We start from the raw sequence: 15,710 nt of genomic DNA on the forward strand, positions 1-15,710 counted from the left end.
CTATCATACACGCTTTGTATTACGAGCGTCGACAAAACGACTAGAAGCATAATTAATCACTTCTTCCAATGACATATCCTCTCTTATACCTGTTGATCTATATTTAATTTCAACCTTTGAATCAGAAATAAATTTAGAACCAACAATGATTTGCAAAGGAAAACCTAACAAATCAGCCATTGCAAACTTTGATCCAGCCTGTTCATCTACATCATCCCAAAATACATCACATCCCGCTTGAGAAAGTCTTCCATAAATGTTTTCACATACATCACAACATGTTTGATCATGAATTTTGAGATTAATAAGATGAATTTGGAAAGGAGAAATTGCATCTGGCCATATAATACCCTGTTCATCATGCGAAGACTCAATAACAGCGGCAACAACACGCATAGAACCAATTCCATATGATCCCATCTGAACATAATGTTCTTTACCATCCGACCCCTTAAATGTTGCCGACATTGGAAGAGAGTATTTAGTACCAAAATGAAAAATATGACCTACTTCAATACCTTTCGCCGAAATCCTCTTATTCTCTGGCAAAGAGTGAAATAATTCCTCATTATGCACATCATAAGTCGCCGCATAAGGAGAGGTCCATTTATTAATAATATTTTTTAAAGATGCAACATCATCAAAATCAGTATCTTCTGAAGGAATAGAAAAGTCTATAAAATCCTTACAACAAAAAACTTGTGTTTCACCCGTATCCGCAAGAACAATAAATTCATGGCTTAAATCACCACCAATTGGACCAGATTCCGCACGCACTGGTATAGCTTTTAATCCCAAACGATGAAATATCCGAAGATACGAAACAAACATTTTATTATAAGAATGCTCTGAATCTTCAGGAGTTAAATCAAAAGAATACGCATCTTTCATCAAAAATTCACGCGAACGCATTACTCCGAAACGTGGCCTTACTTCATCTCGAAATTTCAACTGAATTTGATAGAAAGTGAGCGGAAGATCCCTATAAGATTTTATATAAGAACGGGCAATATCCGTCATTGCCTCTTCATGAGTTGGTCCATAAAGCAATGCTTTATCGTTTCTATCAACGATCCGAAGCATTTCCTTTCCATAAGAGTCATATCGACCACTTTCAATCCATAAATCAGCTGATTGCAACGTTGAAACACTCATCTCAATCGCACCTATGCGATTTTGCTCTTCACGAATAATCGAATTAACCTTATCAAGAGCCCTGTACCCCAAAGGAAGCCAAGAATAAATTCCCTTTGAATGTTGATAAATCATTCCTGTGCGCAACATAAATTTATGTGAGAATATTTCTGCATCTCTAGGATTTTCTTGCATAATTGGCAAAAAATACCTTGATCTTCTCATCTCTATACCACCCCTATATCTTCATTCAACAATCAAAATATTTATAGACATCAAACAACAAATTATCTTACAAAATAAATCTAAACCATAAATAAAGATATTAGAAACACCTCGTTAGAAAATTATTTGTTAAAATACACAACTATATCACTATCATCGGGAAGATATTTTATTAACGAAAACAGTAACAATAGGCTTTTTACCCCAAGTATGTTTGAGGTAAGAACGTAAAGCACTACTAATCGAATCTCGTAATAATTTTGAATCTTTACGACAAGATCGAGGAAAATTAATGACTGTTTCAATCACTGTTTTCAACAATATTTTGTTAATTTTTTCCCCATCAACACCATAAGAAGGTATACCAACATCAACAATTTCTGGAACACCAACGATATTATAATTATTATCAAGAAGCACATTTACAGATAAATGCCCCACAAAAGAAAGGGCTTTTCTCTTAGCAATACCTAAGTCTGCAAATTTACCAACCAAAAAGCCATCTTTTAGAAAACGCCCATGTACTACCTCACCTACAATCTCTATAGGATCTGGGAAAACACGTAATATCTTACCATTTCGAACAGAGGGAACATGCGCAATACCTTCTTGTAAAGCAAGTTCCTTATGCGCAACAAGATGTGCAGGTTCTCCATGGATTGCAATTAAAGATTGTGGACGAATCCACTGATACATACGTTTTAAATCATCACGATATGGATGACCTGAAACATGCACTGGATATTCTGCATCTTCAGATATAATCTGTACACCTTGTTCAATTAATTGATTTCGTATTTGCCCTATCGCCACTTCATTACCCGGTATAGATCGCGAAGAAAAAATAACAATATCTTTCTCAGCTAATGCTACATTACGCATTCCACCACGTGATAACTGAGCTAAAGCAGAACGGGCTTCTCCTTGACTGCCAGTTGCTATAATAATTAATTGTTCACGAGGATATGATCCAAAATTCTCTTCTGGAAGAAAATATTGATCTTGTTTGATAAGTCCCGTACCTACCGCAACGCTCACCACACGCTTTAATGACGATCCTAGAAGAATTATTTTTCGGCCAACTTGTTCAGCGATATCTATAATACTACAAATTCTACTAACGCTGGATGAAAAAGCTGTAATCAATACACAACCTTTAGCATCCTTAATGATATTATAAAGGTTTTTCTTAACATCCTTCTCTGATAAAAAAGATCCTTCACGCATGGCATTGGTAGAATCGCACATCAATGCAAGAACACCTTCATCCCCTATAGAACACAAAGTCTCTTCATCAGTGACATCACCCAATATCGTATCATCATCTAGCTTCCAATCACCTGTATGGACAATATTACCGACGGGAGAACGGATAACTAATGCCATTGTTTCAGGAATTGAATGATTTACGCGCACAGATTCTATAGAAAACGGTCCGATATTGACTTTATCCCCTGCCTGAAAAGATACACATGGAATCTTTTTAGGAACACGATCATATACTCCTTTTGCCTCTAAAAGACCAATAGCAAAAGGCGAAGCATAGACAGGGACCTTGAGAAATGACCATAAATCATGCAACGCACCATAATGATCTTCATGCGCATGCGTAATGAAAATCGCCATAAGGTTTTTCCGCTCTTTCATAATAAAAGTAATATCCGGAAACATAAGATCCACACCTGGCAAATAATCTTTGGGAAACGCAACGCCACAGTCAATCATTATCCACTTACGATTACTAGGAGAACCATAGCCATAAAGAGCCATGTTCATACCAATTTCACCCACCCCACCAAGCGGTAAAAAAACCAATTCTTCCTTTTCTATCATTTATGATCTTTCATTCTATATAAAAATATCTCCTGTAAAAATTTGACGAACAAAACCTTCTTTTTCTTCTAACAATAAATATCCAAAATCATCAACTCCAATGAAACGACCTAAAATAGAACTATGAGGTAAATTAACCGTAATAATATCACCTAGACCATAAGCAAAACGACGCCAAAGTCTCATAATTTCTTCCCTTCCAGTATCTTTTCTCCAAATATCCAATATTTTTGCAATATGTTGAAAAAAAAATGGGAAAATATCCTCCAAATGAGTATCACACCCCTCTTCTCTCAACGATGTAACAAGATACGGAGTACCTAAGGGGGAATTACTAACGTTCAATCCTATTCCAATCACAATTGCTTGTAAACCACTTTTTAAATCTAAAGTCTCAATCAAAATTCCAGCAACCTTACGTTGAGAAATCAACACGTCATTCGGCCATTTTATCTTAACATCTGCCCCAACAGGAAGCACAGATGCTACAATTGAACGCATAGCAACAGCAATAGCAAATGATAAGAGCGTTATAGAATCCTTCGATACAGAATCAACCAATAATAACGAGGCATAGAGATTGCCCTCATCCGAAATCCATTTTTTCCCCCTACGACCTCGACCGGCAGTTTGACGAGAAGCAATTATCCATAAATTTCCCAAATCACCGGATAATGCACGAGTAATACATTCATCATTGGTAGAAACGATAGTATCAACGAACTCATATCGAAAGTTACAGTTTTTTTTATATTCATCAAAATCAACAAGCATTTTCAAAATAGCGAAACAACCATCCTCGTAATCCATGAATACAAAATATTTTCAATTAAGAAATAACCAACAACAAATAGAGCACATGCAGAAATAACCCATTTCAACTCTCTTGCAACAATTATGATACCTGATGTTGTCGGATCAAACCAAAGGATGCTGATCATACGCAAATAATAGTAAGCTGATATAACAGAAGAAAGTAAAGCAATTATAGTTAAAGCGTAAAATTCTTTTTTTACCGCAGCAATAAGGAGAAAATACTTACCAAAAAACCCCGCAAAAGGCGGAATACCCGCTAAAGAAAAAAGAAAAATAGTCAAGGCAGATGTCAAAAAAACATCTTGTCGCGACAAACCTGCAAGGTCAGAAATATTTTTAATGTTTTTTCTATCCTTGCAACGGAGAGATAAAATACAGGCAAAAAATCCAATCGTCATAATCAGGTAAATAACCATATACCTAATCATAGCAATAATACCAAAAGTACCAGTAGAAAAACCAATCAAAGCATACCCTGCATGACCTATCGCGGAATAGGCCATCAGACGTTTCAAATTATGCTGTTGAATAGCAACAACAGAACCCAGAACCATTGAAACAATAGAAACAAACATAAAAATATGCAATACGTCAGAAAGAATAGGCCAAAAAACACTCGTGATGCGACAAAGAGCCATCGTAACTACAAATTTAGGGACAGTTGCTAGAAAAGAAGTAACAAACATAGGGGACCCTTGATAAACATCTGGTATCCACATATGAAATGGAACTAATGCCATTTTAAAGAAAAGACCCACTAGAATAAGTACAACTCCGACAATGAGAACAAAATATTGCTGTCCAGCAAAAAAAAATGTGGCTATTTGTGAAAAATTTGTACAACCCGTAAATCCATAAATGAAAGAAATGCCATAGAGTAAAAAAGTAGAAGAAAAAACTCCTAATACAAAATACTTCAAAGCAGCTTCAATCGACAATACATTCTTGCGATTCATAGCAATAAGAACATAAAGCGCCAAAGATTGTAATTCCAATGCCATGTAGAAAGAGATCATATCATTCGCTGAAGTCATACAAAGCATACCTAAAATAGCCATCAAAATAATTACAGGAAACTCGAAATGACTAAAAGGTTTCAAATGAATATAGCGGAACATCTCTACGAAAATTACAATGCTACTTAATAAAATAATATACTTTACAAAAGTTGAAAAGCGATCCGCAATATACAATCCCCCAAGCCCTATCCCCTCATAAGGCATAATAAGAAGAGAGATAAAAGCAGCTATCAGCAACAATATTGGAAAAAAAACCAAGTGAAAAGAATTTTTACGCCGCGAAAACACACCCATTAAAAGAAGGAAAAGAATGCCAGAAGCAATAATTATCTCAGGGATACAAAGACGAAAATCATTTATAAAACTTATAGGAATCATGATAATAGTTCCGTTTTCTCTATCTATTTATAGAAATACCGTTTCCTGTTTTCGATAAATAATTATCAACTACAGAAGAAATAGGAAAAGCAACAGTATTTAAAATCGGCATAGGATATATGCCAAAAAGAACTGTTAATACAGCAATTGGATATATTATATAACGCTCTCGTAATGACAAATCTTTTAAATTCTTCACTTCTTCACTTTTTGATACACCAAACACAACCTTACGATAAAGCCATAAAGAGTATAATGCAGACAATACAACACCAAAACATGCAAAAACAGCAAGCATATTATTATATTGGAAAATAGACATAATAACTAAAAATTCTCCGATAAAACCGGATGTACCAGGAAGACCTAAATTAGCCATGGTAAATATCATCATTACTACTGCATATCTTGGCATATTATTCACTAACCCACCATAAGCGAAAATATCACGCGTATGCATACGATCATAAATCATTCCAACACAAAAAAACAAAGCACTAGATACAAGTCCATGGGAAAACATTTGAAACATTGCCCCTTCAACACCGCTCTTTATCCCTGAAAATATACCAATTGTCACATACCCCATATGAGCTATTGAAGAATATGCTATAAGCTTTTTTATATCTGTTTGCACCATTGAAATGAGAGAAGCGTATATTATGGCTATTACGGAGAGAAAAAAGATTACCGGAGAAAAATATTGAGAAGCTAAAGGGAAAAGAGGTAATAGAAATCTAATCAAACCATAACCACCCATTTTAAGCATAATACCAGCTAAAAATACTGAACCAGCAGTTGGCGCTTGTACATGAGCACTAGGCAACCAAGTATGAAAAGGAAACATCGGAATTTTTATCGCAAAAGAAAAGAAAAAAGCCAACCACATCCAACACTGCGTATGGAATGGAAAACTACTACTTGCATAAAGACTAATAATACTGCTGGTCTTTTTGTCCCAACACATAAATATAATGGCAGAGAGCATAAGAACAGAACCAAAAAATGTATAAAGAAAAAACTTATACGCTGCGTAAACACGCTCGTTTCCTCCCCACACACCTATAATAATAAATAGGGGAATTAAACTGGCTTCAAAAAATATGTAAAACAACAACATATCTAATGATAAAAAAGAACCTATGGTCATGGATTCAAGGATAAGAAAAGCAATCATGTACTCCTTGAAATTCCCTTGAATAGATCTCCAACTCGACAAAATGCAAAAAGGAGTAAGAAAAGCAGTAAGAACTACAAAAATAATTGATATCCCATCAACACCAAGATGATAACTGCAAAAATAATCAATCCAATGATAATATTCTATCATTTGGAAGCCACTATTCCCCTTATCGAATAGAGCCCAAATAAATAAGGACAAAATAAAATTTATAGTGCTTATCCCTAAAGCAATACCGAAAAAAGAACGGCGACCATATCCCAAATAACAAGAGCATAAAATAAGAAATACTCCTAGGAATGGCATAAAAGTTATAATTGAAAGAAGAGGCAAATTCATTAAATATTTCCCTGCAAAAGCATTGCGATAATTAAGATAGAAATTCCTACTAAAATAGAAAACGCATAATGATATAGATATCCAGTTTGCAAACGACTTGAACAATAAGAACAATAGCGTATGCAGGCTGCAATGCCATTTGGACCATACTTATCTATTGATAAGTCAATGTATTTCCATAATATTTTGGCCAAACTAACTGTTGGGCGAACCAATAAAAAATCATAAATACGATCAAAATACCAAGAATTTTGAAGAAAATGATAGAAAAAAGAAAACTTCTTTGATAAAAAATTCGGGAAATATGGGAAAACAATATACATTAAAAAAGCAATAAAAAAACCAATATAAAACACTATAGAAGAAGAATACTCTACCCATATCGGTATTTCATGAAATCTTTCCAATATCTTATCAGAAGAAGAAGAGAAAATTGCCCCCTTCCAAAAGGAAGCATATGCACTACCAAAAAAGAAATCATGAAAAATAAATCCGAAGAATATCGCACCTATCGCTAAAATAAAAAGAGGAATTTGCATCACCAATGGACATTCATGAATCTTATGAAGAATTTTTTTATCCACTCGAACTTTCCCAAAAAAAGTCAAAAAGATTAATCTCCATGAATAAAAACTGGTTAAAAACGCTGCAAATAAAAGAAGATAAAAAACAAATAAAAAATGCGAAGAAAGATACGATATTTCCAAAATCATATCTTTAGAAAAAAAACCAGAAAGACCGATGCTTGTGGTTGGAATCCCGAATCCTGTCAACGCTAAGGTCCCAACAATCATCATCAAACACGTTCTAGGCAAATGCGCATATAACCCGCCCATACGACGCATATCCTGTTCTCCAGAAACTGCATGTATCACCGAACCAGATCCAAGAAAAAGAAGCGCTTTAAAAAATGCATGCGTGAACAGATGAAAAATAGCGGCACCATAGGCCCCACATCCTAAAGCAACAAACATATAACCCAACTGCGAACAAGTAGAATAGGCAATCACACGCTTGATATCATTTTGAACAAGAGCAACTGTTGCAGCAAAAAAAGCCGTAATAGACCCTATAACAACTATACAATCTAACATAAAAGGAGAAAGCGCAAAAAGCGGAGACATTCTCGCTACCAAAAAAACTCCTGCTGTTACCATTGTAGCTGCATGAATAAGAGCAGAAACCGGAGTCGGGCCTTCCATAGCATCGGGGAGCCATACATGCAATAAAAATTGAGCAGATTTTCCCATAGCCCCTAAAAATAACAAGAAACAAATGATCGTAATAGAATCATGCGGATGTATCTCTGTTCCGAAGAAAGAAAGATTTCTATGCGAAATCGTACCTTCGCCTACATAATTTCCAAGTTTCCAGTAGTTAGAAGCACTTTGAAAAACAACATCAAAATCCACCGAATAGAAAAGATAAATTATCGCAGAAATTGCAAGAATAAGACCTAAATCTCCTATTCTATTGACAACAAAAGCCTTCATTGAAGCCTTGAGGGCAGATTCCTTAAACGACCAAAAACCAATAAGCAAATAGGATGCTAGACCAACCCCTTCCCAACCAAAAAACATTTGTAAAAAGTTATCGGAAGAAACCAGCACAAGCATTGCAAAGGTAAAAAAAGATAGATAAGAAAAAAAAAGCGTCGGCGATGTGGATCATCATGCATATAACCGATAGAATATACATGGACAACTGCAGAAATAGAATTGATTACCACAAACATAACGGACGAAAGAGTATCAATACGCAAACCCCAAGATATATTCAAACCATTAGATGTGATCCAAGGAAATATTTCGTGTTTCACGACTTGAGAATCGTGCCCAAAACCTATTTGACACAACACAATCCAAGATAAAAATGCTGCTATTGCCATCAATATAGAGGTCAAAGTATCAGAAAAACCTTTCCTCATCAAGCAACCGAAAAAACCAGAAAAAATGGCTCCTATGAGAGGAAGAAAAACTATAACTTCGTAAATCATAGCTATGAATCAACCTTTCATTTGATTAAAATCATCAACAGAAATTAAACCACGATTCCTATAAAAAACAACCAAAATAGCAAGTCCTATAGAAGTTTCGGCAGCCGCAACTAACAAAATAAATAAAGAGAATATTTGACCAGAAATATCCTGCATATAGGAAGAAAACGCAATCATATTTAAATTAACCGCTAAAAGCATCAGCTCCATCGACATCAATATCATGATAACACTTTTACGATTAAAAAAAACTCCAGAAACACCAGTAATAAATATAACAGCTGATACAATAAGATAATGAGAAAGAGCTATGTTCATCTTAAATACCTTCCCCTGATTTCACTTTAACCATTACGATAGAGTTCTCAGGACTACTCTCTAATTGCTTAGAAATATCCTGTCTTTTAACACCTCGACGAGAGTGTAGCATGAGAACAATGACGCCAATCATAGACAACAATAAAATAAATCCAGATATTTCTAAAGGATAAGCATATTTCGTATATAAAAATTCGCCAATATTCTCTACGTTATTTCCCTTAAAAGCCAATCTAGAAAAGTCAGATTCAGATCTAAAAACTAAAAAATTACTTGCACATATAATCAATTCAGCCGCTAAAATTCCTATAAAAAAAGACCCTAAAAATCTACGTTTTTGTTTCGTCTCTGCTTTTACAACATCAATATCAAGCATCATAATAATAAAAAGAAAGAAAACAATGACAGCTCCTACATAGACAATTAGAGTAATCATTGCTATAAATTCCGCCCCCAAAAGAAGAAAGAGACCCGCAGAATTAACAAACGCAAAAATCAAGGAAAAAACTGAATATATGGGATTACGTGCTATAACAACTAAAAATGCAGAAATAATGGTCATAAAGGAAAACAGATAAAAAAACAAAGAATGCATAACCATCTTCACATACCCTCAAAATATCACTGGAAAGAACAATCGCAATTATTCAAATGCACAAAAAACCATAATTGATATTATCGATAAGGAGAATCAATCATAATATTGCGAACAATTTCACTTTCCCATCTATCACCATTATTGAGAAGACGCTCTTTGTCATAATAAAGCTCCTTACGAGTTTCCGTTGCAAATTCAAAATTAGGTCCCTCAACAATAGCATCAACTGGACAAGCCTCTTGACATAAACCACAATAAATACACTTTATCATATCTATATCATAACGCACGGTTCGACGTGTACCATCATTACGACGAGGCCCTGATTCTATCGTAATAGCCTGAGCAGGACAAACTGCCTCACATAACTTACATGCTATACACCGTTCCTCTCCATTAGGATAACGACGAAGGGCGTGCTCCCCTCTAAAACGAGGACTTGTCATACTTTTTTCAAAAGGATAATTAATCGTAACTTTAGCCTTTAACAAATACCGCATACACAGAAAAAACGCTGAAACAAACTCTTTCAGAAAAAGAAAGCTAATATTAAACCGAAAATTCCTCATCATAATCCCTTTCCCTTTATCTTAATAGATTGCAATCTTGAGGAAAAAAGAAACAAGCAAAACCATTGCAAGCGATAAAGGAAGAAAAACCTTCCATCCTAATCGCATTAATTGATCATAACGATAACGTGGCACAAACGCTTTCACCATGGCAACCATGAAAAATAATCCTAAAGTTTTAAAAAAAAGCCAAAAAAAGCCAGGAATATATCTGAAGAATGGAATATCCACTGGAGGCAACCAACCTCCTAAAAATAAAATACTCGTCAAAGAACACATGAGAATAATAGTTGAATATTCTGCAAGCATAAATAACAAATAAGGAGTGGAACTATATTCTACCATATATCCAGCTACTAACTCCGATTCCGCTTCTGACAAATCAAAAGGAGGACGATTGGTTTCTGCAAGAAGAGAAACAAAAAAAACAATAAACATTGGGAAAATAGCCAACCAGTACCAATCAAGAATTGAAGAAGGAAAACCTAAAAATGTCCCTATACCATGCTTTTGAGCATTGACAATATCGGTAAGATTAAGTGAACCAGCACATAATAAAACTGTTACTATAACCAAACCAATAGAAACTTCATAGGAAATCATCTGCGCCGCAGAACGCAACGCACCAAGAAATGCGTATTTCGAATTTGAAGCCCATCCCCCTATAATAATCCCATAAACTTCAAGAGAAGAAATAGCCATAATATAGAGTATTCCAACATTAATATCTGCAATGACCCAACCCTCAGCAATAGGCATAACAGCCCACGCAGACAAAGATAAAACCGCCGAAATAATTGGTGCTAAAAGAAATAAAAACTTATTAGAATTCCTCGGAATAACTGGTTCTTTAAGCAAAAATTTTAAAAAATCAGCAAAAGATTGTAACAACCCCCAAGGACCCACCACATTAGGACCACGACGCAACTGAACTGCCGCCCAAATCTTGCGATCCATCAGCAAAATATACGCAATAAAAATCAACAAACAAACCAAAAAAACAATTGATTTGATTGTCATGAATAATATCGGCACCAAAAAATCTTCTGCGAAGGAAGACATCATTCTAATCCCTTTGCACTATCGAAAATTCCTTTTTCACATTTTTTTGCAGCAAGAGAACATTGAGCCATAGTAGATGATGCTCTTGCTATAGAATTTGCTAAATAAAAATTCTCTATTGTTGAAAAAAAAGTTCTTGTCTGCATTTTTCCTACTTTTTTAGCTAAAGCATAAATACCATCTACAGGAGAAGGAATTATTGTATCTAATTGCATAAAGTGCGGATAATGAGAATATAAATGAGATCGCAATTGCGATAAAGAATTGAAAGGAAGACTACATTTCAATTCATCAGCAATAGCACAAATGATTGCCCAATCTTCTTTTGCCTCACCTGGAGGGAAAATAGCACGCATTCCCATTTGCACCCTTCCCTCCGTATTAACCCATAAACCTGATTTTTCTGTATATGCAGATCCAGGGAATATAACATCCGCAAATTGAGCCCCTTTATCACCATGCGAACCTATATATATAGTCAAAGCTTTCTTGTTATAAAAATCTAATTCATCTGCTCCCAACAAAAAGACAACGTCAGTTTTATCGAGAATATTCGTTGCATTGATATTATCATCAGAAGGAACAAAACCTAAATCCAAGGCTCCAACACGCGAGGCAACTGTATGTAAAACTGCCAAACCATTCCATAAATCGCTTATTCCCCCAATATCAATAACTAATTTCGCAATATTAGCCATTACTGCCGAACTATCAGAATCCTTAAGTGCTCCTTGACCTACTATAATCAAAGGACGAGAAGCTTCTTGCAAATTATTGAAAAAAGGATCTTTACCCGAGACAAGATCTTCTAAAGCTTTGCTTCCAACACCTAAATGTTGATATTTGTAGCGCAATTCTCCAACATCTCCAATAACAGCAATAGGACAATCACCGCGTTGCCAACGTTTACGAATACGTGCATTCAAAACAGCGGCTTCTAAACGAGGATTAGAACCAACAATCAATATCGCATCAGCCTCATCTATCCCCTGAATAGTCGGATTAAAAATATAACTAGCACGACCATATGAAGGATCAAGATACCCATCATTTTGTCGGCAATCAAAATTATCACAACCTAGAGATTGCATCAATAACTTAAGCGCATATATCTCTTCTACAGAAGAAAAATCTCCTACAACAGCCCCTAACTTCACCCCAGGAGACAAAACATATGACTTAACTGTCTGCAAAGCATGATCCCAACTAACAGGCTTTAAACGCCCATTGATACGCACATAAGGGCGATCTAAACGCTGAACCTTAAGACCATCCCAAACAAAACGAGTTTTATCTGATATCCATTCTTCATTGATTGATTCATTTACACGAGGAAGAATTCTCATAACTTCACAACCACGTGAATCAATTCTAATTGCAGAGCCAAGAGCATCCATTACATCTACACTATCGGTTTTAACTAATTCCCATGAACGACCTGTAAAAGCAAATGGTTTCGAAGTCAGAGCACCAACAGGACAAAGATCAATAATGTTACCCTGCATTTCAGACGTCAAAGATTGTTCAAGATAAGTAGTAATTTCAGCATCTTCGCCTCTTCCTATCAAACCTAGCTCTGGTATCCCTGCAACTTCAGTGATAAAACGAACGCAACGCGTACAATGTATACAACGATTCATCACTGTTTTTACTAAAGGACCTATGAATTTATCTTCAACAGCTCTCTTTTCCTCACAATAACGGGAAGATCCAAAACCAAAAGACACAGCCTGATCCTGTAAATCACACTCCCCCCCCTGATCACATATAGGACAGTCAAGTGGATGGTTAATAAGGAGAAACTCCATAACACCTGCACGAGCCTTTTTCACCATAGGAGACTTAGTGAAAATCTCAGGCAATTCACCGTTAGGCCCAGCACGCAAATCAAAGACATTCATCGCACAAGAAGCTTGCGGCTTAGACGCAATACCCTTAATCTCCACCAAACACATCCGACAATTCCCTGCGACAGACAATCTTTCGTGAAAACAAAAACGAGGAATTTCAGCGCCGGCAAATTCACAAGCTTGAAGAAGAGTAAAATCTCTAGGAACTTCAACCTCTATACCATCAACTTTTAACTTCATCATCATTTGCATAAACCACTTGTTAAATGACCTTTATTGTACTGATCAATACGCTCTTCAATTACAGGTCTAAAATGCTTTATTAATCCTTGTATCGGCCACGCTGCCGCATCACCAAGAGCACAAATTGTACGCCCCTCTATATTCTTACTAACTTCAAAAAGCATATCAATTTCACGCTTTTGAGCTATACCTTTAACCATGCGCTCCATTACTCGCATCATCCATCCAGTACCTTCACGACAAGGTGTGCATTGACCACAACTCTCATGTTTATAAAACACAGATAAACGCCATATCGCCTTAATAATATCTGTAGACCGATCCATTACTATGACAGCCGCAGTTCCCAATCCTGATCCCATCTCTCTCAGACTATCATAATCCATAATAGCACCTCTTATCTGATCGCCTGGAATACATGGAACAGAAGAACCACCTGGAATAACCGCTAAAAGGTTATCCCATCCACCCCTAATACCACCACAATGCCTTTCAATTAATTCATCAAAAGTAATAGACATAGATTCTTCAACAGTACATGGATAATTCACATGACCCGAAATAGAAAAAAGCTTTGTACCCCTATTATTTTCTCGACCGAATCCAGAATACCAACTTGCACCACGTCGTAAAATAGTCGGAACTACCGCAATAGATTCAACATTGTTCACTGTAGTAGGGCAACCATATAAACCTACATTAGCAGGGAAAGGAGGCTTAAGACGAGGTTGTCCTTTCTTCCCCTCCAGACTTTCAAGTAAAGCAGTTTCTTCACCACAAATATACGCTCCAGCACCATGATGTACAATAATATCAACATCATAGCCAAGTATACTATTCGAACCAAGAAGACCTTTAGCATAACATTCATCTACTGCAGTCTGCAAAGATTCACGTTCCCTTATAAATTCCCCACGAACGTATATAAAAGCACAATGCGCTCCTATAGCAAAAGAAGCAATGATACATCCCTCAATCAACGTGTGCGGTTCATGCCGCATGATATCACGATCTTTACAAGTTCCTGGCTCTGATTCATCAGCGTTCACAACAAGATAATGAGGACGATCAGAACATACTTTCGGCATAAAAGACCACTTCATTCCTGTTGAAAAACCAGCGCCACCACGTCCGCGCAAACCAGATGCTTTTATTTCATTAATAATCCAATCACGACCCTTTTCTAAAATCTTATCAGTATTATCCCAATGCCCCCTGCTCATAGAATCGCTAAGAGACTTTCCCTGTAAACCATACAAGTTGGTAAAAACACGATCTTGATCTTTTAACATATTCAAACTTTCTATAATTCTTTTTACAAAGAATTAGTTCACAGATCTTCAACTAATTTATATATCTATCCATTCCGCCACTTCACATTCCATAAGCAATACAAGCGCAAAATCAAAAACAACTCTTTTGAAGAAATTTCTTCAAAACCATCTAAAATATTCAAAAAAACAAACTCTTAAGAGAAGATTTCCTTCCCCTTTTTCCCCTTATCTACTTTTTTATTATTATTATTCCCCAAAAGTGATGTTAATCCTCCTGCAGGAGCAGAACTTATTCGGTCAATTTGAGGACCAGGACGTATAGTATCACCTTGTCCAGAAGAAAAAGCATCAATAATTTCTTCTAAACGCAATGGAGTTAAATCTTCATAGGTATCCTTCCCTATCATAACCATTGGCGCATTAACACAAGCACCCTGACATTCAACCTCTTCCCATGAAAGAGTTCCCTCTGAATTTCTGTGCAACGGTTGTTGATGAATTTTATTGCGACAAACCTGGATCAAGTCTTCACATCCCCGCAACATACAAGGAGTAGTTCCACAAACCTGAACATGAGCGAGCGTTCCTATTGGAGACAATTGAAATTGCGTATAAAAAGTTACAATTTCAAGAACACGGATATATACCATATTCAGCATATCAGCAACCACTTCAATCGCTGCACGACTGATCCAACCTTCTTGTTCTTGAGCGCGCATCAACAACGGAATAACCGCAGATTGACAACGTGATGCAGGATATTTACTTATAATTTCATTGGCCCAAACAATATTTTCTTCACTAAATGAAAAAGAAGAGGGTTGAAATTTTTCTTCTGCTAATCGACGAATAGACATATTCTTTCATACCTTTATC

Annotated in this window: 11 protein-coding genes and 2 pseudogenes; all 13 read right to left on the reverse strand. The window is 36.0% G+C overall.

Annotated features, from left to right (window positions below; genetic code table 11):
* Positions 1-3 precede the first annotated feature (3 nt).
* Complete coding sequence (proS, locus tag G293_RS00605; RefSeq protein WP_047263859.1) at positions 4-1,359, reverse strand: proline--tRNA ligase; 1,356 nt, start codon at positions 1,357-1,359, stop codon at positions 4-6.
* A 153-nt stretch (positions 1,360-1,512) separates the two neighbouring features.
* Positions 1,513-3,192: a ribonuclease J gene (locus G293_RS00610; protein WP_047263860.1), complete on the reverse strand. Its 1,680-nt coding sequence runs from the start codon at positions 3,190-3,192 to the stop codon at positions 1,513-1,515.
* A 15-nt stretch (positions 3,193-3,207) separates the two neighbouring features.
* Complete coding sequence (locus G293_RS00615) at positions 3,208-3,966, reverse strand: biotin--[acetyl-CoA-carboxylase] ligase (protein ID WP_047263861.1); 759 nt, start codon at positions 3,964-3,966, stop codon at positions 3,208-3,210.
* 2 nt (positions 3,967-3,968) lie between these two features.
* Positions 3,969-5,405, reverse strand: coding sequence for an NADH-quinone oxidoreductase subunit N (locus G293_RS00620; RefSeq protein ID WP_047263862.1), 1,437 nt, complete (start codon positions 5,403-5,405; stop codon positions 3,969-3,971).
* Positions 5,406-5,424: 19 nt separating this feature from the next.
* Entirely contained in the window at positions 5,425-6,924 is a 1,500-nt protein-coding gene (locus G293_RS00625) for an NADH-quinone oxidoreductase subunit M (protein ID WP_047263863.1), read from the reverse strand.
* Positions 6,924-8,920: pseudogene (nuoL, locus tag G293_RS00630) on the reverse strand (NADH-quinone oxidoreductase subunit L). The gene G293_RS00625 and the pseudogene nuoL overlap by 1 nt, the downstream one beginning before the upstream one ends.
* Positions 8,921-8,929: 9 nt before the next feature.
* Positions 8,930-9,238 carry an NADH-quinone oxidoreductase subunit NuoK gene (gene nuoK, locus G293_RS00635; RefSeq protein ID WP_047263864.1) on the reverse strand — a complete coding sequence of 103 codons (309 nt, stop codon included), beginning with the start codon at positions 9,236-9,238 and terminating at the stop codon, positions 8,930-8,932.
* A gap of 1 nt (position 9,239) precedes the next feature.
* On the reverse strand, positions 9,240-9,839 hold the full coding sequence (locus tag G293_RS00640) for an NADH-quinone oxidoreductase subunit J (protein ID WP_047263865.1): 600 nt from the start codon (positions 9,837-9,839) through the stop codon (positions 9,240-9,242).
* 74 nt (positions 9,840-9,913) lie between these two features.
* A complete protein-coding gene (gene nuoI, locus G293_RS00645; protein ID WP_047264641.1) occupies positions 9,914-10,405 on the reverse strand; it encodes an NADH-quinone oxidoreductase subunit NuoI in 492 nt (163 codons plus the stop codon).
* Between the two features lie 21 nt (positions 10,406-10,426).
* Positions 10,427-11,467: an NADH-quinone oxidoreductase subunit NuoH gene (gene nuoH, locus G293_RS00650; RefSeq protein WP_047263866.1), complete on the reverse strand. Its 1,041-nt coding sequence runs from the start codon at positions 11,465-11,467 to the stop codon at positions 10,427-10,429.
* Positions 11,467-13,560 carry an NADH-quinone oxidoreductase subunit NuoG gene (nuoG, locus tag G293_RS00655; protein WP_047264642.1) on the reverse strand — a complete coding sequence of 698 codons (2,094 nt, stop codon included), beginning with the start codon at positions 13,558-13,560 and terminating at the stop codon, positions 11,467-11,469. The genes nuoH and nuoG overlap by 1 nt, the downstream gene beginning before the upstream one ends.
* Positions 13,560-14,852: an NADH-quinone oxidoreductase subunit NuoF gene (nuoF, locus tag G293_RS00660; protein WP_047263867.1), complete on the reverse strand. Its 1,293-nt coding sequence runs from the start codon at positions 14,850-14,852 to the stop codon at positions 13,560-13,562. Before nuoF ends, nuoG begins: the two co-directional genes overlap by 1 nt.
* Before the next feature lie 200 nt (positions 14,853-15,052).
* A pseudogene (nuoE, locus tag G293_RS00665) lies at positions 15,053-15,691 on the reverse strand (NADH-quinone oxidoreductase subunit NuoE); the annotation flags it as partial.
* Positions 15,692-15,710 lie beyond the last annotated feature (19 nt).

The sequence above is a fragment of the Candidatus Liberibacter africanus PTSAPSY genome, from assembly GCF_001021085.1.
Taxonomy (GTDB): domain Bacteria; phylum Pseudomonadota; class Alphaproteobacteria; order Rhizobiales; family Rhizobiaceae; genus Liberibacter; species Liberibacter africanus.

Excerpts from the sequence above, each read along its gene's own strand:
- nuoH (WP_047263866.1), bottom strand. The coding sequence starts at position 11,467 with ATGTCTTCCTTCGCAGAAGATTTTTTGGTGCCGATATTATTCATGACA.
- nuoK (WP_047263864.1), bottom strand. The coding sequence starts at position 9,238 with ATGAACATAGCTCTTTCTCATTATCTTATTGTATCAGCTGTTATATTT.
- G293_RS00620 (WP_047263862.1), bottom strand. The coding sequence starts at position 5,405 with ATGATTCCTATAAGTTTTATAAATGATTTTCGTCTTTGTATCCCTGAG.
- nuoG (WP_047264642.1), bottom strand. The coding sequence starts at position 13,560 with ATGATGAAGTTAAAAGTTGATGGTATAGAGGTTGAAGTTCCTAGAGAT.
- nuoI (WP_047264641.1), bottom strand. The coding sequence starts at position 10,405 with ATGAGGAATTTTCGGTTTAATATTAGCTTTCTTTTTCTGAAAGAGTTT.
- nuoF (WP_047263867.1), bottom strand. The coding sequence starts at position 14,852 with ATGTTAAAAGATCAAGATCGTGTTTTTACCAACTTGTATGGTTTACAG.
- G293_RS00640 (WP_047263865.1), bottom strand. The coding sequence starts at position 9,839 with ATGGTTATGCATTCTTTGTTTTTTTATCTGTTTTCCTTTATGACCATT.
- proS (WP_047263859.1), bottom strand. The coding sequence starts at position 1,359 with ATGAGAAGATCAAGGTATTTTTTGCCAATTATGCAAGAAAATCCTAGA.
- G293_RS00625 (WP_047263863.1), bottom strand. The coding sequence starts at position 6,924 with ATGAATTTGCCTCTTCTTTCAATTATAACTTTTATGCCATTCCTAGGA.
- G293_RS00615 (WP_047263861.1), bottom strand. The coding sequence starts at position 3,966 with ATGCTTGTTGATTTTGATGAATATAAAAAAAACTGTAACTTTCGATAT.
- G293_RS00610 (WP_047263860.1), bottom strand. The coding sequence starts at position 3,192 with ATGATAGAAAAGGAAGAATTGGTTTTTTTACCGCTTGGTGGGGTGGGT.